The organism is Nocardioides asiaticus, from assembly GCF_040049175.1.
Lineage (GTDB): Bacteria > Actinomycetota > Actinomycetes > Propionibacteriales > Nocardioidaceae > Nocardioides > Nocardioides cheoyonin.
Genome location: NZ_JBDZDM010000003.1, coordinates 662,002 through 684,382, shown reverse-complemented (window position 1 = coordinate 684,382; position 22,381 = coordinate 662,002). Strand labels below are relative to the sequence as shown.

Here is a 22,381-nt window from a genome sequence, read left to right as displayed (position 1 = left end):
ACGCGGACGCCGTGGTGCAACCCTCGCCGCGACCCGGTCCGGGCCGGGCCCCGTACGACCGTCAGAGCCCCTCGCCGAGCGTGGTGTCGTCGGGCGGCACGTCGGCGGGCGGCACGTCCACCGGGCGGGGGCCGGTGTAGTCCGGCCCGTACGCGCCCGGTGCCGGGCGCCGGGTCTTCCGCGGCGCCCGCTGGCCGGGCGCGAGCCGGCGCGCGGTGACGAGGAAGGCGGTGTGGCCGATCATCTTGTGGCCGGGACGTACGGCGAGGCCCTCCACGTGCCAGTCGCGCACGAGCGACTCCCACGCCTGCGGCTCGGTGAACCCGCCGTGGGCGCGCAGCGTCTCCACGAACCGCGACAGCTGCGTCGTGGTCGCGACGTAGCCGCACACGATCCCACCGGGGTAGAGCGCGTCCGCGGCGGCGTCGACGCACTCCCACGGGGCGAGCATGTCGAGGATCATCCGGTCGCAGCGCTGCCCGGTCGCGGGGAGCTCCTTCTGCAGTTCGCCGAGGCGCAGCTCCCAGTTCGGGTGCGACTCCCCCGCCGGCGTACCGAAGAACTGGGCGACGTTCCTGCGGGCGACCTCGGCGAACTCCTCGCGGCGCTCGAACGACGTCACCTGACCGTAGGGGCCGACGGCGCGCAGCAGCGAGCAGGTCAGCGCGCCCGAGCCGACCCCGGCCTCGACCACCGCCGCACCCGGGAAGATGTCGCACATCGCCACGATCTGGGCGGCGTCCTTCGGGTAGACGACGGCGGCGCCGCGGGGCATCGAGACGACGAACTCCGAGAGCAGCGGCCGGAGGACGAGGTACTCCCCGCCGGTCGACGCGGTCACGGTGAAGCCCTCGTCGCGGCCGATCAGCTCGTCGTGGTCGATGTGGCCCTTGTTGGAGAAGAACCGCTTGCCGGGCACGAGCTCGAAGTTGTGCCGCCGGCCCTTCGCATCGGTCAGCCGGACCCACTCTCCGGCGCGGAGCGGCCCGCGGTGGACGCCGGACCGGGCCTCGGGGGGTACGTCGGGGATCTCGTCGTGCACGGACGGAGAGGCTACTGGCGGGGCGCCGCGATCCGGAAAGCGGGGACGGCCGCCCTCAGCCGGCGGCGCGCTTGAACGCGGCGTCGACGTCGGAGGTCGAGAGCACGCCGAAGATGGAGCCGTCGTCCTCGACCAGGAGGTACTCGGCGGCGGGGTTGCGGGTGATCGCGAGGATGAGGTCCTCACCGGTGATCGACGCGGGCAGGGAGAGCCCGTCGTCGAGCTGCCGGGCGACGGCCGAGGTCGCCATCCACGGCCGGCGGTCGTCGGGGGTGGCCAGCAGTGCCGCCTCGTTGACGACGCCGATGGGATGGCCGGAGCCGGTGACCGTCACGATGCTGCCCGCCTGGGCGTCCTGCGCCCGGCGTACCGCCTCGGCCAGCGGCAGGTCGGCCGGGACCGCAAGCGTGCGGCGTGCCAGGTCGCGCGCGACGATCTTGGGCAGCTTGGCCCGCATCCGGGCGGACTGGATCGCCGCGGTCGCGCCGCTCCAGAGGAAGAGCGCCACGATGACCGACATGATGTAGCTCATCCCGGTGAGGTCGGCGTGCGGCGGCAGGTCGGGCTGGGTGAACGGGAACAGCACGACGAGTACGGCGACCACCCGGCCGACCCAGCCGGCGACGACGGTCCCGCGGTGGACGTCCTTGGTCACGCCCCAGACCGCCGACTTCAGCACCCGGCCGCCATCGAGCGGCAGCCCGGGCACCAGGTTGAGGACCCCCACGATCAGGTTGGCCCCGGCGAGCCCCTCGACCGCCATCTGCAGCAGACCCTGCGGATCGAGGAAGGTGAGCGCCAGCGCGATCCCGCCGACGACGAGCGAGGTGATCGGACCGACGACGGCGATCCAGAACTCGTCGCGCGGCCGGCGGGCCTCCCCCTCGATCGCTGTCGCGCCGCCGAGGAAGTGCAGCGTGATCGGCCCGACCGGGTAGCCGTAGTGGCGCGCGACGTAGGCGTGCGCCGCCTCGTGAAGCAGGACGGACCCGTAGAGGATCACGGCGAAGACGATGCCGGCGACGTACTTCCACGCGCCCAGGCCCGGCTGCACCTCGTCCACCCGCGGGGAGACCATCACCGCGATCAGGATCGCGACGAGGAACCACGAGGACGTGACGAGCACGTCGCTGCCGGCGATCGTGCCCAGCTTGATGGAGCCGGGCGGGCGCGGGCGAGACGGCGGGCCGTCCGTCGTCGGGCGGGGGTCGGACACGCTGAGAGGTTACTCGACCCACGGTGACGCCCGCGTGCCGAGGCGCTGCTGCCACCCGCTGTCGGTGCCCTGGCCTAGGGTCGACCTCGTGAGCGTGCAGCAGGAGTCCCCCGCCCCGTGCCGGCCGGCCACGTCCGGCTCGACGGAGCCGCTCTCGACGCCCGTCGACGGCGTCGAGGTGCTCGGGGCGCTGAGCCCGAGCCGAGCCGGTGACTTCGTCAGCTGCCCGCTGCTCTACCGCTTCCGCACGATCGACCGGCTCCCCGAGCCGCCCTCGCCGGACGCCGCCCGCGGCACGCTCATCCACAAGGTCCTCGAGCAGCTCTTCGACCTGCCGGCCGCCGAGCGCACGCCTCGCCGCGCCCGGGAGCTCCTCGAGCCGGCCTGGGAGGCGATCCGCGACGCGGAGCCGAGCCTCACCGACCTCTTTCCCGACGACGAGACGGGCGAAGAGGTCGTCGGCTGGCTGGCGTCGTGCCGTACGGTCCTCGACCGCTACTTCACGCTCGAGGACCCACGCCGGCTCGAGCCGGCCGAGCGGGAGCTCTACGTCGAGGCGCTGCTCGGGTCCAAGCTGCTGCTGCGCGGCTTCATCGACCGCCTCGACATCGCCCCCGACGGCCGGGTGCGGATCGTGGACTATAAAAGCGGCCGGATCCCGCCGGAGGCGTTCGAGAGCAAGGCGCTGTTCCAGCTGAGGTTCTACGCGCTCGTGCTGTGGCGCACCCGCGGTGTGGTGCCGGAGATGCTCCAGCTGATCTATCTCGGCAGCGGCCACATCCTGCGCTACGTCCCCGACGAGGCCGACCTGCTGGCCACCGAGCGCAAGGTGGAGGCGATCTGGAGGGCCATCAGGACTGCCGAGGAGTCGGGTGACTGGCGGCCCAGTCCGGGCAGGCTCTGCTCCTGGTGCGCCCACCAGGCGCTCTGCCCGGCCTACGGTGGCACGCCTCCCCCGCTCCCGGAGCACGTCGCCGCCGACGCGGGCGACGACACCGACCTCGACTAGCTGCTACGACCCGACGCCTTCGCCTTCGCGGCGTCCTCGGCCTCGCCGCCGCCCGCGTAGAGCACGCACGCGACGTCCACACCGCCCGCGCGCCGCAGCGCCGGGTCGACACCCTCGTGGAACCTCACCCGCACGCCGGATCCGGTGTCCTCGATCGCCTCGACGCCCTGCCAGAGCGGCTCGTCGGGGTTCTCCGCGCGGATCCGGTCCATCAGGTCGTGGACCTTCGCCGCGCCCGCCCTGCCGAGCTCGACGCTCGCGGCAGGTGCGTCGAGGTGGCCGAGGTCGCCGATGACCTCGCCCTCCGCGGCGTACGTCGCGGGGTCGCGCCTGGTCCAGTGCTCCTCGAGAAGGGTGCGGAGGTCGCGGGACTCCCAGCCGCACACGGCGGTCGCCTGCGGGCACCGCGGGTGGAACGAGCACCCCAGCGGCGGTGACGCGGCGTCGGGGATCTCGCCGCGCGGGAGCTCGCGGGGCACGCTCCGGTCCGGGTCCGGCTCCGGGATCGCCGCGAGCAGCGCCCGCGTGTAGGGGTGCTTGGGGTCGGCGAAGATCTCCTCGGTGCTGCCGATCTCGACGACCCGGCCGAGATACATGATGGCGATCCGGTCGCAGAAGAACTTCGCGCTCGCCAGGTCGTGGGTGATGTAGACGTAGCTGAGCCCGAGGTCCCTCTTCAGCTCGAGCATGAGCTCGAGGATCTTGGCCCGCACGCTCATGTCCAGCATCGAGATCGGCTCGTCGGCGACGAGCACCTCCGGGCCGAGGATGATCGCGCGCGCCATGACGACACGCTGCTTCTGGCCGCCGGAGAGGTCGCTCGGGTACTTGCCGAGATAGCGGTCGACGGGCGCGAGCCCGACCCGCTCGAGGGCGTCGCGCACGCGGGGGCCGAGGTCGGCGGAGGGTACGCCGTGGATCCGCAGCGGGTCGCCGACCGCCTGGGCGACCGTCATCGTGGGGTTGAGCGCGGCGTGCGGGTCCTGGAAGACCATCTGGAGGTCGGTGCGCAGCTCCCGCAGCGCGCGGCCCCGCAGGTCGGAGACGCGCCGGTCGCCGCCGGAGCGCGGGCGGTAGGTGATCGAGCCGCCGGTGGCGGGTGCCAGCCCGAGCAGCGCGCGGCCGAGGGTCGTCTTGCCGCTGCCGGACTCGCCCACGACGCCGAGGACCTCGCCCCGGCGCAGCCGCAGCGTCACGCCGTCGACGGCCTTGACGGTGCTGGTCCCGAGCCCGAACAGCCGCGCCGCCGCACCGCCGGCAAGCCGGTAGTGGACGGAGAGGTCGTCGACGTCGAGCACCACGTCGCCGGGCTCGGTGGGCCCTGCGGGGCTGCCTGGCCCCGTCCGTGCCAGATCAGGCTTCGTCGGCAAGGCCGATCTCCTCTCGCTCGAGGGGCGCACGCTCGGGCTCGGGGAGGTCGATGACGCCGGCGCGCAGGTCCGCGGCCCAGCAGGCCGCACGGCTGCCGCCGGGGAGCACCCTGTCCTCGGGGGTACGGGCCGCGCAGACGTTCATCGCGTCGGGGCAGCGCGGGTGGAAGTAGCAGCCGCTCGGCGGGTCGACCAGGTCCGGCGGGGCGCCGGCGATGTAGTTCAGCCCGGTCGTACGCAGCGAGATCGTGGACCGCAGCAGCTCCCGGGTGTAGCTGTGCTGGGGGTTCGAGAACACCTCCCGGGCGTCACCGATCTCGACGATCTTGCCGGCGTACATCACCGCGACCCGGTCGCACGCCTCGGCCACGATGCCCAGGTTGTGGGTGATGAGGAGCATGGCGGTGCCGTACTCCTCGCGTAGGTCGTGCAGGCTGCGGATGATCTGCGCCTCGACCAGGACGTCGAGCGCGGTCGTCGGCTCGTCGGCGACCACGAACGCCGGGCGGAGCACGAGCGCCAGCGCGATCATGATCCGCTGCCTCATGCCCCCGGAGAACTCGTGCGGATAGGCGCGGTACCGCGTCGGCGGGATGCCGACGACGCGCAGCACGTCGAGGGCGCGGCGCTCGACCTCCTGCTTCGACAGGTCGGGCTCGTGGGTCTTGAGAGCCTCGACGAAGTGGTCGGAGATCCGCATCAACGGGTCGAGCCGGGTGAGCGGCTCCTGGAAGATCATGCCGAGCTCGCCGCCGCGCAGCGCGCGCGCTTGCTTCGGGCTCATGGCGAGCACGTCCCTGCCGTCGACGACCAGCTTCCCGTCGCGTGCCGCGCCGTCGGGCAGCAGGCCGAGCAGCCCACGGCCGAGCGTCGACTTCCCGCAGCCCGACTCCCCGACCAGACCGAGGATCTCGCCCTTGCGCAGCTCGAAGCTGACGCCGTCGACCGCCCGGACCGGGTCGGTGGCGCCGGCGTACCAGACCCGCAGGTCCTCGGCCTCGACGACGGTCGTCGGGGCGGCGGTGGGGGCGGCGGTCATGAGGCCTCCTTCGCGGTGGCGGGCGTGCGGCGCGGGAAGACCACGCTTCGCAGCCGGCGGCGCCTCAGCGCCGGGTTGAGGCTCTCGTTGAGGCCCTCGCCGACCAGGGTGAGCGCGGTGATGAGCACGACGATCGCCAGCCCCGGCCACACCGCCGGCCACCAGATCCCCGCCTGCGCGTCGTCGAGGGCCCGGCTGAGGTCGTAGCCCCACTCCGACGCCTCCGTCGGCTGGATCCCCAGCCCGAGGAAGCCGAGCGCGGCGAGCGTGCCGAGCGCGTCGGCGGCGTTGAGCGTCGTGATGACCGGGACGGACTGGACGACGTTGCCGAAGAGGTACTTGCGCATGATCGTGGCCGGCTTCGCGCCGAGCGCCCGCGCCGCCTCGACGTACGTCGCCTCGCGGGCCGTCACGGTGGTGTTGCGGACCACCCGGAAGTACTGCGGGATGTAGACGCAGGTCAGCGACAGCGCGGCCGCCACGATGCCGCCGCCCAGCGGACCGCGCAGCAGGAACGAGAAGATGATCGCCAGCAGGAGTGAGGGGAACGAGTAGATCGCGTCCATCACGAACACGACCACCCGGTCCCACCAGCCGCCGACGTACCCGGTGACGAGGCCGAGCGGGACGCCGATGACCCCGGAGAAGACGACCGACAGGACGACGACCTCCAGGGCCGTCCGGGCGCCCCAGACGACCCGCGACCAGATGTCGAAGAACTGGTCGTTCGTGCCGAGCAGGTGGTCACCCGAGGCATGGCCGACCTTCGGGAACTTCACCCCGTCGACCTTCGTCTGGTCGAAGCCGTACGGCGCGATCCACGGCGCGAACACCGCGAGGACGATGAACGCGACGGTGATCACGAGCCCGACCAGGAGGATCCAGCGGGCGAGCCCCTTGGTGTCCCACAGGCGGGAGAGGAGCGAGCGCATCAGTACCTCACTCTCGGGTCGACGAGGGCGGTGATGATGTCGACGACCACCGAGACGATGACGACCACGATGCCGAGGAACGTCACCAGGCCCTGGACGGCGGCGTAGTCGCGGTTCACCAGGTAGTTCTCGAGCGCGTTGCCGAGCCCCGGCCAGTTGAACGTCCTCTCGGTGAGGACGGCCCCGGCCATGGCGAGCGCGATCTGCAGCCCGATGACGGTGATCACCGGGACCAGCGCGTTCTTGAACGCGTGCTTGTTGACGACCCGGCGGGTGGGGATGCCGCGGGCCATCGCGGCCTCGACGTAGTCGCCCTTGAGCGCCTGGATCAGGTTGACCCGCACCAGGCGCGCGATGACCCCGGAGAGCATCAGACCGAGCGTGAAGCAGGGCAGGAGGTGGTGCTTCAGGACGTCGCCCACGCCGTTGCCGGAGATGATCGCGTCGACGAGCAGGATATGGGTGTGCGTCGGCACGTCGAACACGGTGAACGGGTTCGCGATGCCGGAGGTGGGCCAGCTCGGGAAGAGCTTCGCGACCAGCATCACCAGCAGGATGCCGACCCAGAAGATCGGGGCGGCGTACGTGACGATGCCGAAGATCCTGATCCCGGCGTCGGCGGCCGAGTCCCGGTAGCGCCCCGCGATCCGGCCGAGCGGGACGCCGATCAGCAGGGCGAAGAGGAAGGCGCCGATGGTCAGTGTCAGCGTCGCACCGCCCTGGTTCTTCACGACGTCGAGGACCGGCTGGCCGTCGCTGATCGTCCTCCCGAAGTCGAACCGGACCGCATCGCCGAGGTAGTCGAGGTACTGGACGATCAGCGGACGGTCGAGCCCCAGCTGGGCCCGGCGCGAGTCCAGCGCCTGGGCGGAGAGCTTCCCGCCCAGCGACGCCGACACCGGGTCGCCCGGGGCGACCCGGAGCAGGAAGAAGACCAGCGTCAGCAGCACCCACATCATCGGGATGACCAGCACGATGCGGATCGCGATGTAGCGGGGCAGTGATCCCCGGCTCGAACTCATCGAACTCCTCAGCTCGAACGCCTTGCGGCGGTACGTGGCCCGGACGTTACGGGAGGGCGCACGCGTCGTCGCGGGCGCCCTCCCGATGGCACGACGGGGTTGGTCAGCCGTTCTTGCTGATCATCCAGAACCGGAAGATGTAGGTCGGGTCGAGCGTGTCCTTGACCCCCGACATCGCCGAGGTGGCGACCGCGACGTTCTTGCCGTCCCACGAGGGGATCAGCGGGACGTCCTTGGCCACGATGTCCTGGAGCTGGCCGATCTCGTCGTTCCGCTTCGCCTCGTCGGTCTCGCCGAGCTCCTGGTCGAGGAGCTTGTTGACGGCGTCGCTGTGGTAGCCGTTGTCGAAGAAGCCGCCGTCGCGCACGAACGGCGTGAGGTAGTTGTCGGCGTCCAGGAAGTCGGGGTACCAGCCGAGCAGGAACAGGTCGTACGCGTCCTGCTTGTAGAGCGTCTGGTACTGCGTCCACTCCGCCGACTGGACCTTCACGGTGAACAGGCCGCTGGACTTGAGCTCGTCGGCGACCTCGTTGGCCTCGTCGACGGCGTTGGTGCCGTAGTGCTCCGGCGGGTAGCCGAGCGTGATCGAGATCGGCGTCTTGATGCCGGCCTGCTGCAGGATCTGCTTCGCCTTCGAGACCGACGGCTCGCCGTACACCTCCTTGAAGGAGTCCTTCTGGCCGCTGAAGCCAGGGGGCACGATGGAGTACGCCGGCGTCACAGTGCCGTCGTAGGCGTTCTTGGCGATGGCGTCGCGGTCGATCAGCTGCGCGACGGCCTTGCGTACGGCGGCCTGCTTGCCGATCCCCTTCTTCATGTCCCAGACCCAGTAGCGGAACTCCGAGCCCTGCCCGGTGAGCACGCTGACGTCGCCGCTGCTGCTCAGCGAGTTCAGGTCGGTCGGGGTGAACGTACGCCAGGCGACGTCGATCTGGCCCGAGGAGATCGCCTGCTTCATCGGCGAGGGGTCGTTGAAGTACTGGACGATGATCTGCTTGCTCTTGCCGGGGTGCGGCCCGGTGTACTCCGGGTTGGCCTCGAAGACCGCCTGCTCCTTCGGCTTGTACTGCGACAGCTTGTAGGGCCCGGAGCCGATGACCTGGTCGTCGGCGAGCTTCTTGTCGGCCGGGAAGACGTCCTCGTCGACGATCGACGCCGTCGCGGTCGTCAGCACCTTGATGAACGTCAGGTCGGGCTGGTTGAGGTGGAAGATCACCGTCGTGTCGTCCGGCGTCTCGATGGCGCCGGCCTTGAGCTTGGGGTGGTCCGGGTCGGAGCTGTCGGTGATCGAGCCGAGGAGCACGGCGGACCCGTTGGGGTCGTTGATCGCGATGTTGCGCTCGAAGGTGAACTTCACGTCCGAGGAGGTCAGCGCGTCGCCGTTGGAGAACTTCAGGTTCGGCTGCAGGACGCACTTCACCGTCTTCGGGTCGGTGTAGTCGCACGACTTCGCCGCATCCGGCTCCGGCTTGGTCCCGTTGGCGGGGATCGAGACCAGTTGCTGGAAGAGGTTGTACTGCAGGTTCCACGATGCCGTGTCATAGGACCCGGCGGGGTCGAGCGACGTCACGACGTCGGTCGTGCCGAGGATCCAGGGAGCGCCGGTCGCGCCGCCGCCACCGCTCGAGCCGCCGTTGTCGTCGGACGAGCCGCAGGCCGTCATGGCGAGGGCCAGCGACGCCGCGCCGGCCCAGGCAAGGAGATGCTTCTTGCGAGTCACGTGTCCACCTAGGGTTTGCTCATCCCCGTCGCACGGAGGGTCGACGGAGGGTCGGTAGCCCGGCAACCTACCGGGGCGTCACCGGCACCGCCACCACCGGGACCTCGCGTGCCCGCGGATTTACCGCTTCGTTACCCGCCTCGCGCGTCGTCGACCGGCGTCAGGGCAGCAGCGCCGCAAGATCTCCCGCCGTCAGGCCCTCCAGCGTGTCGCGGAAGACCCGCCGCTCCCCCGCCGGCACCGGGACGTGGTTCTCCACGACGAGGACCGCGCAGCCGGCCGCCTCGGCCGACTGCGCTCCGGTTCCGGAGTCCTCGATCGCGAGGCACTCCTCCGGGCGCACGCCGAGCGCAGCGGCGGCCGTGGCGTACGGCTCGGGGTGCGGCTTGCCGAAGCTCACCTGGTCGCCGGTGACGATCACGGCGAACGTCTCCGGCGGCAGGTGGGCGAGGATCGGCGCCACGAACCGCTCGTAGGACATCGTGACGAGCCCGCAGCGGACCCCCGCCGTACGCAGGTCGGCGAGCAGCTCTCGCGCGCCCGGCCGCCATGGCACCTCGTGGCGCACCCGCTCGACGACGCCGTCGAGGAGCTCCTCGACGATCTCCGCGGGGCTGTGCGGCAGCCCCATCCGCTCCTTGATGTAGCGGCCCGACTCGAGCAGGTCGTTGCCCACGAGTGCCAGCGCGTCCTCGCGCGTCCAGGTCGCGGCGTACCTCTCGGCGAGGGCGAACTCGGTGTCGATCCAGTACGGCTCGGTGTCGACCAGGGTGCCGTCCATGTCCCACAGGACGGCCTTCAACCGGCGTTCTTCTCCATCTGGTGCCTGACCTGCAGGAACACCAGAAAAATCGGTACTCAGAATGCCCTCCGAAGAACTCCATGCGACGTTTCATGCGACGTTTCACCCTAAATGGCGGCCGCTCGGCATTGGCCATCATCGCGGCGAAGCTGCCGCATCCAGATGCCGCCAGACCCGTTCAGCGACGCGTCCTGCGCACCTGATGGGCATGACCAACCACACCATCGCCGCCCCGATCACCACCTGGGCCGAGCTCCGTAGCAGCGATCGTGAGGTCCTCAACCGCACCGAGGTCGCCGCACTGCTGGCCCTCGATCCCCGCACGATCGACCACGCGATCGAGGACGGCACGATCCCGGCCATCCATGTCGGCCGACGCGTCCTCATCCCTCGCCGTCCTTTCCTACGGACCTTCGGCGTCGATGACGGAGCAAGCGCATGACCGGCCGACGCAAGCCCGCGCCGCGCGCTCCCCGCCCCTATGGAACCGGATCGGTGACGGCGTACACCACGCGGCGCGGGACCCGGTGGCGCTTCGAAGTCACGGTGCCCGTCGATCCGGCGCGCCCTGAAGACGGTGACCGGAAGCTGTCGCGCGGCGGGTTCGCCACCTACGACGAGGCCGAGGCCGAGCTGATGCTGCTCCGGGCCGACGTGATCCGCGGAGTCCCGCAGGCGATCGGCCGTGACACGTTCGCCGGCTACGCCCAGCGGTGGGTCGACGGCTACGGCGGCAGCAACGGCACGCGCATGTACATCCAACGGACGATCGACGCCATGGAGCCCTACATCGGCCACCTCCGGCTGGCCGACATCCGGCCCACCGACCTCGCTGCCGCATACCGCGGTCTGGAGAACGGGCTGAAGGAGAAGCCCTCCACCAAGCGCCGGCGCAAGGGCCTCGCCACCTCGACGGTCGCCCGTTACGCCAACTGGGTCAACACCATCTTCCTGGCCGCCCTCGACGAGGGACTGATCGTCAAGAACCCCGCCAACTCCAAGCACGCCGGCCGGCCCAAGGGCGAGAAGGCCAAGCGGGTCAAGCCCTTCACCATCTGGAACGTCGACGAGCTGACGCGCTTCTGCGACTGGGCGCTCGCCGAGGACGAGCCGTGGGCACGAGCCTTCGTGCTGCTGTCCCGAACCGGACTGCGCTCGGGCGAGATCCTGGCGATGCGCTGGGGCGACCTCGACTTCAACAGGAACGAGATGCGCATCGAACGGGCGCTGCACTACGACGAGAGCCTGCCTCTCGCCGAGCGGTATGTGATCGGGCAGGTCAAGGGCGGTCGCCCGCGCACCGTCACGTTCGACAAGACGTGCGCTGCGCTCCTCCAGGACTGGCGCAAGGAACTTCCCGCCCTGCTCGCAGGCGGGAGCGGCAACGTCACTCCCCTGCGCGGCCTGCGGTCGGCGGACCCGGTGTTCCCATCGATGCCGGGCCGTACGGCGACGCAGTCGGGGCTGCACGGCGCGTTCCTCCGGGTGCAGAAGCACTACCGCGCCGCGCACCCGGACCTGGACCTGCCGCGGCTCACGGTGCACGAACTCCGCCATACGCATGCCTCGTTGCTCTTCGAGGCGGGACAGTCGGTGAAGGTCGTCCAGGAGCGTCTCGGCCATGCCAGCGCCCAGGTCACCCTGAACACCTACGCGCACCTGCTGCACGACGCTCAGTCCCGCGCCGCCGCGGCCCTCGACGACCTCCTCGGTGCCGGAGGGCCTCCGGCACCGGGTGCCGTCGGCGATCGCACAGGCGGCGCGGGAACTACGCCGACGTAGAGGGGCCTGTCGGCCAAGTTTGGGCTGTATTACGACCTGTCATCACTTGTCTCCTAGTACTCGAACTCGCTCTTGGGAAAGCGACCCTGGCAACGGCGCCACCGAGAGTCCGAGGTACCTCAGACCCACCTCGGTGATCTTGCGCGACGTCTCCGGACGCGTCCAGGTGGGAAGTGCCAGGTGGCTCACCGTGAGCCGGACCAGGGCGTCCGCCGCGTCGGACACCTCCTCCGTCATCAGGTCAGGGAAGTTGTAGGTCACCCAGTTGGCGAGTGACCTCGTCGCGAGGTCGAGCAGCTGCGCTGACGTTGTGAGCAACGGCAGAATTCCGGTCGAGGACTGCGAGGAGAGCTCGCCGTTGGAGATCAGGACGGCCCTGAGGAGGGGGCTGCGTTCGGCTTCCTCCAGTGTGAAGTCGACGGCAGCCGCGAGTCCCCGACCGGCATCGGTGCGGTGATGGGCCAGCACTTCCTCGATTCCGTCGATAAATCGCGCCGCCTCTCGGAGGACCACGGCCTCGCCCAACCCGGGCTTGTCCTTGAACTCCTTGTAGAGCAAGGCACGTGAGACGCCGACGGCGTCGGCGATCTCTCCCATGCGGACTCGATCCCATCCACGCTCGACGATCAGGTCGTGGGCGGTCTCGAGGACCGCGGCGCGGACGTGTTCGCGGTACCGGTCCCGCATCGTTGGACGTGCCATACCGAACAGACTAGCCAGAATGTCACTCTCTGGACTGGTGTCACACGTGAAGCGACAGTGTGACAGATAGCCATCCGACATCCGTTTTCGGACAACCTCCACCTTCTGTCTCTAAGATGAAGTACATGGCTAGCTCTCAGCAACGTGTCGTCAGCCCCTACCCCCACCGGCTGGGCGGTCATTGCGGCTCCGGCGCGATGCGGGACCTGCTGGAATGGGCCGGACTTGGGTGGAACGGCCCTCTTGACGAAGGACTCGTCTTCGCACTGAGCGGCTCCCTGGACCTCGCCTACGTCAGGGACACCGAGCTCATGCCCCCGATCTACCTCGTGGGCCGCGGAGGCGACCTGGAGACAGACCTGCCGATGCGCCTGGGGGCAGCGGTCTCGGTGCACGCCACCGACGACCCGAGCGAGGGATGGGCGTGGGTGCGTGACTCCATCCAGCGTGGCCGCCCGGCCCTCGTGTGGGCGGACATTGCAGAGCTGCCGTACCTGCGGGTCCAGCTCCAGATGAGCAGGCACGACATCGTGGTCATCGGGTACGACGACGAACATCAGATCGCGCACGTCGTCGACAACGACCGCGAGGACGTGCAGATGGTGCCCTACGACGCGCTGGCCAAGGCGCGGTCCTCGCAGGGCTTCCCGGTCCCGACGCGTCACACCTTCTTCGACATCGAGTGGCCCCAGAAGCTCCCTGACCTGACGGTCGCCAGTCGTGCCGCGTTCGCCCAGGCGGCCGCTGCCATGACCGCCTCGGACGGACCGTCGATCGTCTCTGGCAGCGACACGGCGGTCGGAGCCACCGGACTCGCCGCCGTCGACCTGTTCGCAGACGATCTCCGGCGATGGCCCGAAGTATTCCCCGACGACGTGCTGCACCTGCTCCTCCTCGGCCTGAGCGCGTTCGTCGAGAAGGCAGGTACCGGCGGCGGACTCTTCCGCAAGCTGCTGGCCAGCGGCGCGCACGACATTGCCCGGCTGACCAACGACTCTGCGGCCGCCGCAGTGTCCGACAGCGCCCGTCGCTGCGCCGCGACCTGGTCGCAGGTCGCGTCCCAGGCGCGCAGCGACGGGGCGCCGGCCCGCGAGCGTGCCCGGGAGGCAGCCCGGGTCGCCGCCACACTCCCAAAGTTGGAGCGGGAGCTCGTGCGCGCGCTCGAGGCCGCCGGGGCTGCCACGCACACCCGGGCGGTCGTCTGGTGAGCGGCCAGCACGAGCCGAGCGATGCGGTGGCGTCCGGCTACTTCGTCGACAGCGACCACCCGGCAATCCGTCGGTTCGCCTCATCGGTGGTGGAGGGGGCGGACGACCCACACGAGCGTGTCCGGCGGCTCTTCGCGGAGGTCCGCGACCGCCTTCGCTACAACCCGTACGGTGTCACGCCCGATCGCGACCACTACAAGGCCAGCTCCATCTTGAACGGCGGCCCCACCTGGTGCGTGCCGAAGGCGGTGCTGCTCACCGCCAGCTTGCGCGCGGTCGGGATTCCGGCCGTGCTGGGCTTCTCCGACGTGCGCAACCACCTGAGCAGCGAACAACTGCTGTCGGTGATGGGCACCGATCTCTTCGTCTACCACGGGTGGACCGCCGTCCACGTCAACGGTCACTGGCACAAGGGCTCGCCGGCCTTCAACACCGAGCTGTGTGAGCGGTTCGGCGTTCCCCCGCTGGACTTCGACGGGACCCAAGACGCGCTGCTCCACGCCGCAGACGGCGCCGGTCGTCGACACATGGAGTACGTACGAGAGAGAGGGACCTACCTCGACCTCCCGTACGGCGACATCATGCGGACCCTGCACGAGACCTACGGCCCGGCCTGACGCAGAGCGGCACCTCGGGATTGGTCCGCCAGGATCCCGCCTTCGAACCGTGAGAGTCGGCATCGGCGACCACGCCGTTCGATCGATGCCGCCACGGGCACGGTTCACCGATCCGCCGGGACCCCTGCCAGCTGATCGACCATCGCGGTGATGGCGGCCTCCAACCGCCGACACCCTTCCTTCACAGCCCAGGTCTCCCCCAGCTCGTGGAGGTCGTCGAGGGGGACCGGGGGCCCCACGACAAGGCTCACTCGTCGACGCCAGCCCAGGCGAAGACGCCCACTGTAGGGAGGGAGGATCTCCTGCGCCCCCCACTGCGCCATCGGGAGAAGGGGAACAGACGCCGCCAAGGCGATGCGGACGGCGCCGGACTTCATCGCCATGGGCAGTCCGTCCTCTCGCTTGGTGATGGAGCCCTCCGGGTAGACCAGGACCAGTTGGCCTCGCGCCACGGCTTCCACGGCCCTGCGATAGCCAGCCTGTCCAGCCGACCGGTCGACCTCGACGTGACCCGCGGAGCGGAACCACCACCCCACGACCGGGACCGCGAAGAGGCTGTCCTTGGCCAGGAAACGGGGCACCCGTCGCTGGGCGAGGATCATCTCCGCGACAAGCAGGGGGTCGATGTGCGACACGTGGTTCGCGGCGAGCACCGCTCCGCCGGACCTTGGGACGTGCTCGACACCACGCCAATCCGGGCGTCGCAGCACGAGCAGGAACGGCTTGCACACCAGGAGCGAGGGCCACCACGCGAAGCCCCTGGGCTCGGCACCAATCCGTCGATCGGTCCTGAGCACCTCTCGGATCACCCGATAAGTGTAGACAGGTGCCGGGTAAACGTCCTGGATGGAGACAAACTAGAGTTTGTGTCACCGTCCGTCCGTCCGTCCGTCGCGACCCTCGAGGAGCCGATCATGAGCGACCTTCCCGCCACTTCGACCGCGCAGCCGAACCGCTCATCATGAGCAGCCACCGCGAGCACGATCTCGCTGCGCCGACGACGCTGGAAGCGTGGATCAGTGCCATGTCGCGACCACAGCCATCTGAATCCGGCCGCCTCCCCTCACACTCCCCCACCTGCGCGGGATGCGGCACGGAGAACCCCGCCGGGCTCGCCCTGCAGGTCGACGCCACCGAGGCCGGTGTGCGTTGCGTGCACCGCTTCGACCACCGCCAGGAGGGTGCGCCAGGGATCACCCACGGCGGTCTGGTGGCCGCGGCGTTCGACGACCTCTTCGGCTTCCTCCTCTACCGCGTCGGAGAGCTCGCCGTGACCCGGTCACTGACCGTCGAGTACCTCCGGCCGGTCCTACTGGGGACTGACTACGAGTTCACCGCCCGCGTCCGCGACCATGCGGGACGACGACTGCACGTGGACGCCGAGGCGGTCGACCAAGTCGGCGACAAGGTCGCCACCGCGCACGCAACGTTCATCGTCGTCGACCTCCAGCACTTCGAGCAGAGCACGGCCACGACCGGTCCCTGACATCCTCATTCCGCTACGAACGGCTCCAGCTCGACCGCGGGGTCGAGCGGGATCCCGTGGCCGGCCAGCGCATCCTGGAGCACGAGGGTGACGTGACCAGCGAGCCGTCCGACCATGACGTCCAAGGACTCGTCTCGCTGGTCGAGCCACCAGATGACGGTGGCATCCACCATCCCCATCACCCCGACCAGGATGCCTTCCGGAAAGCTCGCCACACCCGATTTGGTGTACCCGCGGGCAGCCGCAGCGATCTCGTCGAGGAGGCGCGACCGCCCCATCCGGGCACGATGCAGGGTCCGACTCTGCCCACGGGCTGCCAGGAAGCGGTAGAGATGCGGATGCTCGTCGGCCCAGGTGGCGCAGGCGCGCACCAACCCCTCGACGACCTGCTGAGGCGTGCCTCGTCGGGTCAGGTGTGGGCGCACCCGCGCGATCAGGTCCTGCGCTGCTCGCCTGGCCACCTGGTCGTCCAGGTCGTCTCGGCTGGTGAAGTAGCGGTAGACGTGCGGCCTGGGAATGCCAGCCCGCTCCGCGATGAGGGCGGTGCCGGCACCGATCCCGGACTCGTCGATGACCTGCATCGCGGCCTGGACCACCCGCTCGCGCTTCTCGTTGCGATCCAGCTCGTCGCGTGATGACCGCCGTCGGACGGTCGAGTCAGCCCATCGTCTCACTTCGACCACCCGCGCAGCCTACAGGCGCGGCGCGACGGCTCTGCTCGGTGCCGCACAACGCCGGGCACCGCCCAACGCCGACGTGGTACACCTTGTACCCGGGCCAGTGGCCGTGGTCTGATGGCGGTACACCCTGTACCCAATGATCCGGAGGCTCCCATGACCACGCGCCGTTCCCCTTGGATGGACGATGACCTCGACGACTTGCGTGACCTGGCCCGCACTTTCTGCGAGAAGGAAATCAGGCCGCACATCGAGACCTTCATCGCCGACAAGCACGTCGACCGGGACCTGTGGAACCGCGCCGGAGCGGTGGGTCTGCTGTGCCTCTCCATCCCCGAGGAGTACGGCGGCGGCGGCGGGACCTTCGCTCATGAAGCCATCCTCATCGAGGAGCAGGCGCGAGTCGGTGACAGCTCGTGGGGCGCCTCCCTGCACAGCGGCATCGTCGCGCACTACCTGCTCTCCTACGGCACCGAGGAGCAGAAGCAGCAGTGGTTGCCCAAGATGGCGTCCGGCGAGGTCGTCGGAGCGATCGCGATGACCGAGCCCGGTACCGGGTCGGACCTGCAGAACATCAAGACCAAGGCGATCCGTGAAGGCGAGGAGTACGTCGTCAGCGGCTCGAAGACCTTCATCACCAACGGTTCCCAGGCCGACCTCGTCCTCGCCGTCGTCAAGACCGATCCCGACGACAAGGCCGCCGGGATCTCGCTGCTGCTCATACCCACCGCGACTGAGGGATTCTCAAGGGGGCGGGTCCTCGACAAGATCGGCATGAAGGGCCAGGACACCTCCGAGCTCTTCTTCGACAACGTCCGCGTCCCCGCCAGCAGCCTGCTCGGCCACACCGAAGGACAGGGCTTCGTCCAGCTGATGGAACAGCTTCCCCAGGAGCGACTGCTCGTCGCCGTGTCGAACGTAGCGGCCATGGAGTTCTGTCTGACCGAGACACTGCGCTACGTGCGCGACCGCAGCGCGTTCGGACGCCCGATCTGGGGGTTCCAGAACACCAAGTTCAAGATGGCTGAGGTCGCCACCGAGGCGCGGGTCGCGCGCGCCTTCGTCGATGAGTGCATCGGACTGCACCTCGATGGGGAACTGGACATCCCCACCGCAGCCATGGCGAAGTTGTGGTGCTCCGAGCGGGCCCAGCGAGTCGCCGATGCGTGCCTCCAGCTGCACGGCGGGTATGGCTACATGAACGAGTACCCCATCGCCCGCGCCTGGGCCGACCTGCGCGTCTCCCAGATCTACGCGGGGAGCTCGGAGATCATGAAGGAGATCATCAGCCGCTCCCTGTGAGCCCCTCCGCGACCGAACATCCCAGGCTCGGAGCGGGTTCCCGCGACGGGCGTCGAGCATTGCGTCGGCTCCCCTCGCCGCCTCGGGGGTTGTTGTCATCGGGGACGATGCACGCTCTGACATTTGTGCTACAGATTTGGCGAGCGTGCGAACGTCGCTGCTACTTGTTTGATATCAAGTGTGCGGCGCGCTCTCCGATGACAACAGACGGCGCGTGCGTATGTCCGCGGATGATCTCGGGCATGATCGAAGCGTCCGCCACTCGCAGGCGCTCGACGCCGCGAACTCGTAGTTGGGGGTCCACCACTGACCCGTCGTCGATGCCCATGCGCGCCGTCGATGTCGGGTGATAGAGGGTGTGGGAGAGTTGCTCGAGCGCCGTGATCAGGAGCTCTTCGCGAGACATCTTCTCACCGCCAGCTGGTGCGACGTACGTGCCGCTCGCGACCTTCTTGATTGCTGGGGTGCTGAAGATCTTGAGTACGATCTCCAGCCCGGCGAGCAGGGTGGCGCGGTCCCTTCCGTCAGGGTCCGTGAGGTAGTTGGGTTCGACGATGGGCTTGGTGAATGGGTCGGATGACGCAAGACGCACCTCACCGCGGCTTGCGGGCTGCAGCAGGATCGGCCCCGCAGAGATCCCGTGCGCCGGTATGCCGTTCAAGCCTTCCTCGACGTAGGCCACAGGCGCGAAGATGACCTCGACATCCGGTAGCGCAAGCGAGGGATCGGTCCGGACGAAGCCGTACGCCTCGGCGACGTTCGACGTCAGCATCCCTCGCCGCTTGAACAGAAACTGAGCCAACTGGCCGATGCCCTTTGCGTCCATGAGGGAGCCGCCGTCCACATGAATGGCGAAAAGGCTGACGAGGTGGTCGCGCAAGTTGGCACCGACATCGGGTGAGTCCGCGACTACCGGGATGCCGCAATGATGCAGCTGCCCCGCGCGACCGATGCCCGAGAGCATCAGGAGCTGTGGGGTGTTGACCGCGCCCCCGCAGAGGATCACTTCGCGCGAGGCATGCGCCGTGTGGCGTTCCCCGTTCTCGAGACGATACTCAACTCCCGTGGCCGAGCGGCCGTCGAAAACGACACGGGTGACGTGGGCCTTGGTGCGGATGGTGAGATTGGGGCGGCTTCTGCGGATGGGCTTCAGATAGGCGCGCGCACTACTGTGCCGTGTTCCCTCGGCCTGGGTGACCATCGTCTGGGTGAATCCATCCGGCTCGTGACCGTTGGCGATCTCGACTCGATAGCCCGCTTGGCGCACCGCGTCGAGGAACGCCGCGGTCAGTGCGCGCGGGTCCCGCTGCTCCTGCACGCTGATCTGCGTTGATGCGAAGGTCGCTGCGAGCGCGGCGTGGCCCCACTCGGGACCCGCCAGCTCGGCCCACCTGTCGTAGTCGGCGGCGAACCCTGGAACCCACATCATCGCGTTCAACGCCGACGAGCCGCCAAGCACCTTGCCCCGAGGCCAGTAGATCCTCCGACCGTCGAGGGCCGCCTGCGACGTCGTCTCGTAGTTCCAGTCGTACACAGACTTGAACAGTTCGGAGAATGCCGCCGGAATCGCAATCTTTGGACTCTTCGCCTCGCCTCCCGCCTCCAGCACGAGGACCGAGGTGGAGGCTTCGGCCGAGAGCTTGTTGGCCAAGGCGGCGCCCGCCGAGCCTGCCCCCACGATGACGTAGTCGAATCTGTCGTTCATGAGTGGTATCCATTCAACGAGGGGTAGGGGTTCAGTTTCGGCAGACCAAGGCCAAGCCGTCCGAACAGGTAGTGGGGGTGCCGCACCAATGGGGGCTCACACTTGAGCCGTTGGGGTCGCCTCCCGCTGTGAGGGACGGGACGTGTTCAGCTCGCTGCGACGGGCGCCCAGGAGCGCGTCTCGGTCGATGGGGAGCCCCTGGGCAATCGTCCGCTTGCTGAAGGCGAAGTCGCGCGGCCGGTTGACGCAGTCGGCGGCAATGAGTTCCCCTGCGCGCAGGTAGAAGCAGGTGAAGTCGCGATCACAGCTCGGGTCACCACTGAGCACGACCTCGTCGTAGCCGGTGTTCAGTCCCGCGATCTGGAGCTTGAGATCGTACTGATCCGACCAGAACCACGGCAGCGCCGCGATGGTCTTGTCCTTGCCGCACAGGGTCGCCGCGGCGACCTTCGCCTGCTCCCCCGCGCTCGGCACGGACTCAAGTCGGACGCGCCGCCCGTACCGCGCCATCACGTGGCTGGTGCAGTCGCCCACGGCCACGATGTCGTGATCGCTGGTCCGGGCCCGGTCGTCGATCACGACGCCGTCGTCGACGAGGAGACCCGCGGCGGCTGCGAGCTCGGTGTTGGGCTGGAGCCCGACACCGACGACGACGAGGTCCGCCGGGAGTTCGTCACCACCGGCCAGCCGGACCTCTCGGACCCGGTCGTCGCCACCCAGAGCCTCGACGAGCGCCCGGGTGCGGACGGTCACTCCCGCGTCGCGGTGGACGCGGTCGTAGAACGCCGACACCTCCGGGGCGGTGACCCGCTCGAGCACACGGTCGGCGGCCTCAAGAACGGTGACGTCCAGTCGTAGCGCACGCAGGGAGGCGGCTGTCTCCAGTCCGATGTAGCCGCCGCCGACAATGACCGCGCGCCGACCCGGTTGCGCCGACTCTCGGATCTGCTCCACATCGGAGAACGTGCGTAGGTAGTGGACGCCCGGGAGGTCGGCTCCCGGCACGGGGAGTCGCCGTGCCCGGCCACCGGTGCACAGCGCCAGCTTGTCGTAGGACATGCTCTCGCCGCCGGCCAGCATCACCCGCCGCTCTGTGCGATCGATCGACTCCACGCGCGCATCGACCAGCTGGATCTGCTGCTTGGCGTAGAAGTCCGCCTTCCGGATCGCCAGCTCCTCCAGCGTGCTCTTGCCGGCGAGGTAGGCCTTGGACAGCGGCGGTCGCTGGTAGGGCAGTGCGCCCTCGTCACCGATGAGGACGATCTCGCCGGCCCAGCCTTCCTGACGGAGGCTGGCCGCCAGTTGAGCCCCCGCGTGACTGGCTCCGACCACGAGCGCGGTCCCCTGCGTCATGCGTCCTGCTTCGGGGTCAGGCGCACCATGAGCTTGCTGATGCCCCTGACGAAGTTGGACTGGACGTACTCCGGCTCACCGACGACCTCGATGTCCTCGAACCGAGGAAGCAGCTCCTCCCACAGGATCCTCAGCTGGAGCTCGGCCAGCCGGTTGCCCATGCACCGGTGCACCCCGAACCCGAAGGAGATGTGGTTGCGCGCGTTCTTGCGGTCGATGATCAGCTCGTCAGGTCGTTCGAAGACACGCTCGTCCCGGTTCCCCGAGGCGTACCACATGACCACCTTGTCGCCCTTGCGGATGAACTGCCCATTCAGCACGGTGTCCTTCTTCGCGACCCGGCGCATGTACGCCAGCGGTGTCTGCCAACGAATGACTTCCGAGACCATGTTCGGGATCAGGTCCGGATTTGCCTTGAGCTTCTCGAACTGCTCAGGGAACTGGTTGAGGGCCAGCACACCGCCGCTCATCGAGTTGCGCGTGGTGTCGTTACCGCCGACGATCAGCAGGATCAAGTTGCCCAGGAACTCCATGGGGCGGTCGATCAGGTCCTTGGTGTCCTCGTTGCTCTGCAACATCGTGATCAGGTCGAATCCGGGCTCCTCGCCGGCCGCGAGCCGAGCCGCCTTGTCGTGCCAGTGCGCACTGAGCCCTCGCGCCGCGTCGACGAAGCCGCGGAAGATCTCGTCGTTGTCGGAGGGTCCGCCGTTGGCCTGCTCCATCGCGGTGGCGAGGTCGGACCACTCGACGAGCTTGCGTCGTTGGTCGTAGGGGAAGTCCAGCAGCGTCGCGAGCATTCGAGCGGTCAGCTCGATGGACACCCGGTCGACCCAGTTGAACGGCTCACCGGTCGGGAGCTCGTCCAGCACCTCCTGGACGCGCGAGCGGATCAGGGCCTCCATCTCGCGAAGGTTCTTCGGGGCGACGACCCCTTGAACGGCGGCCCGTTGCTCGTCGTGCTTGGGCGGGTCCATGGCGATGAACATCGCGACGTCCATGAACCGGGGTGGTTGGCCGATGATGATGAAGGGCTCGGCGGAGAAGACCTCGTGGTTCTTGTCGACGGCGATGATGTCGGCGTGCCGTGTGACCGACCAGAAGGGACCGAAGGGACTGTTGGGCTGGTAGTGCACGGGCGCTTCGTTGCGCACACGCTCGAAGTACGACTTCCACCTGCCCTGGCGGTACAGGAAGGGGTTGCTCAGGTCGATGTCAGCGAGCTCGACCTCGTCCACCGGCGGGATCGGGGTCTCGACGAAGATCTTCTGCCCGTTCGTTCCGGTCACCCAACGACGGGTCTTGTCGTAGAGATGGGCGCCCCGGATCTGCAGCTCCATCGGGAGGGTCGACTGGACCTTCTCGCTCAGCGTGTCTGCGATGCTCGTAATCATCGATCC

20 protein-coding genes and 1 pseudogene are annotated in these 22,381 nt (G+C 68.9%); 7 read left to right on the top strand and 14 right to left on the bottom strand.

Annotated elements, in window-relative coordinates; genetic code table 11:
- Positions 1 to 61: 61 nt before the first annotated feature.
- Together ABLE53_RS13840 and ABLE53_RS13835 are read right to left on the bottom strand one after the other, a co-directional pair.
- The gene (locus ABLE53_RS13840; protein WP_348859537.1) at positions 62 to 1,042 is read right to left on the bottom strand and encodes a tRNA (adenine-N1)-methyltransferase; all 981 of its coding nucleotides are present in this window, start codon (positions 1,040 to 1,042) and stop codon (positions 62 to 64) included.
- A gap of 55 nt (positions 1,043 to 1,097) precedes the next feature.
- Complete coding sequence (locus tag ABLE53_RS13835) at positions 1,098 to 2,258, bottom strand: site-2 protease family protein (RefSeq protein ID WP_348859536.1); 1,161 nt, start codon at positions 2,256 to 2,258, stop codon at positions 1,098 to 1,100.
- 88 nt (positions 2,259 to 2,346) lie between these two features.
- On the opposite strand from ABLE53_RS13835, the gene ABLE53_RS13830 reads away from it, so the two are divergent.
- The gene (locus tag ABLE53_RS13830) at positions 2,347 to 3,267 is read left to right on the top strand and encodes a RecB family exonuclease (RefSeq protein WP_425474875.1); all 921 of its coding nucleotides are present in this window, start codon (positions 2,347 to 2,349) and stop codon (positions 3,265 to 3,267) included.
- Here the strand turns inward: ABLE53_RS13830 and ABLE53_RS13825 are convergent.
- The 6 genes from ABLE53_RS13825 to ABLE53_RS13800 form a co-directional block, all read right to left on the bottom strand.
- A complete protein-coding gene (locus ABLE53_RS13825; protein ID WP_348859535.1) occupies positions 3,264 to 4,637 on the bottom strand; it encodes an oligopeptide/dipeptide ABC transporter ATP-binding protein in 1,374 nt (457 codons plus the stop codon). The genes ABLE53_RS13830 and ABLE53_RS13825 overlap by 4 nt on opposite strands.
- Positions 4,621 to 5,676, bottom strand: a complete 1,056-nt coding sequence (locus ABLE53_RS13820; RefSeq protein WP_348859534.1) for an ABC transporter ATP-binding protein — start codon at positions 5,674 to 5,676, stop codon at positions 4,621 to 4,623. Before ABLE53_RS13820 ends, ABLE53_RS13825 begins: the two co-directional genes overlap by 17 nt.
- Positions 5,673 to 6,608: an ABC transporter permease gene (locus ABLE53_RS13815; RefSeq protein WP_348859533.1), complete on the bottom strand. Its 936-nt coding sequence runs from the start codon at positions 6,606 to 6,608 to the stop codon at positions 5,673 to 5,675. Before ABLE53_RS13815 ends, ABLE53_RS13820 begins: the two co-directional genes overlap by 4 nt.
- Entirely contained in the window at positions 6,608 to 7,630 is a 1,023-nt protein-coding gene (locus tag ABLE53_RS13810; RefSeq protein WP_348859532.1) for an ABC transporter permease, read from the bottom strand. Before ABLE53_RS13810 ends, ABLE53_RS13815 begins: the two co-directional genes overlap by 1 nt.
- A 103-nt stretch (positions 7,631 to 7,733) precedes the next feature.
- The gene (locus tag ABLE53_RS13805) at positions 7,734 to 9,350 is read right to left on the bottom strand and encodes an ABC transporter substrate-binding protein (RefSeq protein ID WP_348859531.1); all 1,617 of its coding nucleotides are present in this window, start codon (positions 9,348 to 9,350) and stop codon (positions 7,734 to 7,736) included.
- 160 nt (positions 9,351 to 9,510) lie between these two features.
- Positions 9,511 to 10,152 (bottom strand): HAD family hydrolase, encoded by a 642-nt coding sequence (locus tag ABLE53_RS13800; protein WP_348859530.1) that lies wholly within the window; start codon positions 10,150 to 10,152, stop codon positions 9,511 to 9,513.
- 61 nt (positions 10,153 to 10,213) lie between these two features.
- On the opposite strand from ABLE53_RS13800, the gene ABLE53_RS13795 reads away from it, so the two are divergent.
- Both ABLE53_RS13795 and ABLE53_RS13790 read left to right on the top strand, forming a co-directional pair.
- On the top strand, positions 10,214 to 10,594 hold the full coding sequence (locus ABLE53_RS13795) for an excisionase family DNA-binding protein (RefSeq protein WP_348859529.1): 381 nt from the start codon (positions 10,214 to 10,216) through the stop codon (positions 10,592 to 10,594).
- Positions 10,591 to 11,934 (top strand): tyrosine-type recombinase/integrase, encoded by a 1,344-nt coding sequence (locus ABLE53_RS13790; RefSeq protein WP_348859528.1) that lies wholly within the window; start codon positions 10,591 to 10,593, stop codon positions 11,932 to 11,934. The genes ABLE53_RS13795 and ABLE53_RS13790 overlap by 4 nt, the downstream gene beginning before the upstream one ends.
- Before the next feature lie 42 nt (positions 11,935 to 11,976).
- Here the strand turns inward: ABLE53_RS13790 and ABLE53_RS13785 are convergent, their stop codons facing one another.
- Positions 11,977 to 12,636 carry a TetR/AcrR family transcriptional regulator gene (locus ABLE53_RS13785; protein WP_348859527.1) on the bottom strand — a complete coding sequence of 220 codons (660 nt, stop codon included), beginning with the start codon at positions 12,634 to 12,636 and terminating at the stop codon, positions 11,977 to 11,979.
- Positions 12,637 to 12,761: 125 nt separating this feature from the next.
- Between ABLE53_RS13785 and ABLE53_RS13780 the strand changes: the two genes are divergently transcribed.
- The gene (locus tag ABLE53_RS13780; protein WP_348859526.1) at positions 12,762 to 13,844 is read left to right on the top strand and encodes a BtrH N-terminal domain-containing protein; all 1,083 of its coding nucleotides are present in this window, start codon (positions 12,762 to 12,764) and stop codon (positions 13,842 to 13,844) included.
- Entirely contained in the window at positions 13,841 to 14,461 is a 621-nt protein-coding gene (locus ABLE53_RS13775; protein WP_348859525.1) for a transglutaminase-like domain-containing protein, read from the top strand. The genes ABLE53_RS13780 and ABLE53_RS13775 overlap by 4 nt, the downstream gene beginning before the upstream one ends.
- Positions 14,462 to 14,565: 104 nt before the next feature.
- Here the strand turns inward: ABLE53_RS13775 and ABLE53_RS13770 are convergent, their stop codons facing one another.
- Positions 14,566 to 15,270 carry a lysophospholipid acyltransferase family protein gene (locus ABLE53_RS13770; protein ID WP_348859524.1) on the bottom strand — a complete coding sequence of 235 codons (705 nt, stop codon included), beginning with the start codon at positions 15,268 to 15,270 and terminating at the stop codon, positions 14,566 to 14,568.
- 215 nt (positions 15,271 to 15,485) lie between these two features.
- On the opposite strand from ABLE53_RS13770, the gene ABLE53_RS13765 reads away from it, so the two are divergent.
- The gene (locus ABLE53_RS13765) at positions 15,486 to 15,947 is read left to right on the top strand and encodes a PaaI family thioesterase (protein ID WP_348859523.1); all 462 of its coding nucleotides are present in this window, start codon (positions 15,486 to 15,488) and stop codon (positions 15,945 to 15,947) included.
- A gap of 5 nt (positions 15,948 to 15,952) precedes the next feature.
- On the opposite strand, the gene ABLE53_RS13760 is transcribed toward ABLE53_RS13765, so the two are convergent.
- The gene (locus tag ABLE53_RS13760; protein WP_348859522.1) at positions 15,953 to 16,543 is read right to left on the bottom strand and encodes a TetR/AcrR family transcriptional regulator; all 591 of its coding nucleotides are present in this window, start codon (positions 16,541 to 16,543) and stop codon (positions 15,953 to 15,955) included.
- Between the two features lie 237 nt (positions 16,544 to 16,780).
- Between ABLE53_RS13760 and ABLE53_RS13755 the strand changes: the two genes are divergently transcribed.
- Positions 16,781 to 17,926, top strand: coding sequence for an acyl-CoA dehydrogenase family protein (locus ABLE53_RS13755; protein WP_348859521.1), 1,146 nt, complete (start codon positions 16,781 to 16,783; stop codon positions 17,924 to 17,926).
- 160 nt (positions 17,927 to 18,086) lie between these two features.
- Here the strand turns inward: ABLE53_RS13755 and ABLE53_RS13750 are convergent, their stop codons facing one another.
- The 3 genes and pseudogenes from ABLE53_RS13750 to ABLE53_RS13740 form a co-directional block, all read right to left on the bottom strand.
- Positions 18,087 to 19,631, bottom strand: coding sequence for a GMC family oxidoreductase (locus ABLE53_RS13750; RefSeq protein ID WP_348859520.1), 1,545 nt, complete (start codon positions 19,629 to 19,631; stop codon positions 18,087 to 18,089).
- Positions 19,632 to 19,727: 96 nt separating this feature from the next.
- Positions 19,728 to 20,984, bottom strand: a complete 1,257-nt coding sequence (locus ABLE53_RS13745) for an NAD(P)/FAD-dependent oxidoreductase (protein ID WP_348859519.1) — start codon at positions 20,982 to 20,984, stop codon at positions 19,728 to 19,730.
- Positions 20,985 to 20,995: 11 nt separating this feature from the next.
- Positions 20,996 to 22,375 (bottom strand): annotated as a pseudogene (locus ABLE53_RS13740) (cytochrome P450); the annotation flags it as partial.
- Positions 22,376 to 22,381: the final 6 nt, after the last annotated feature.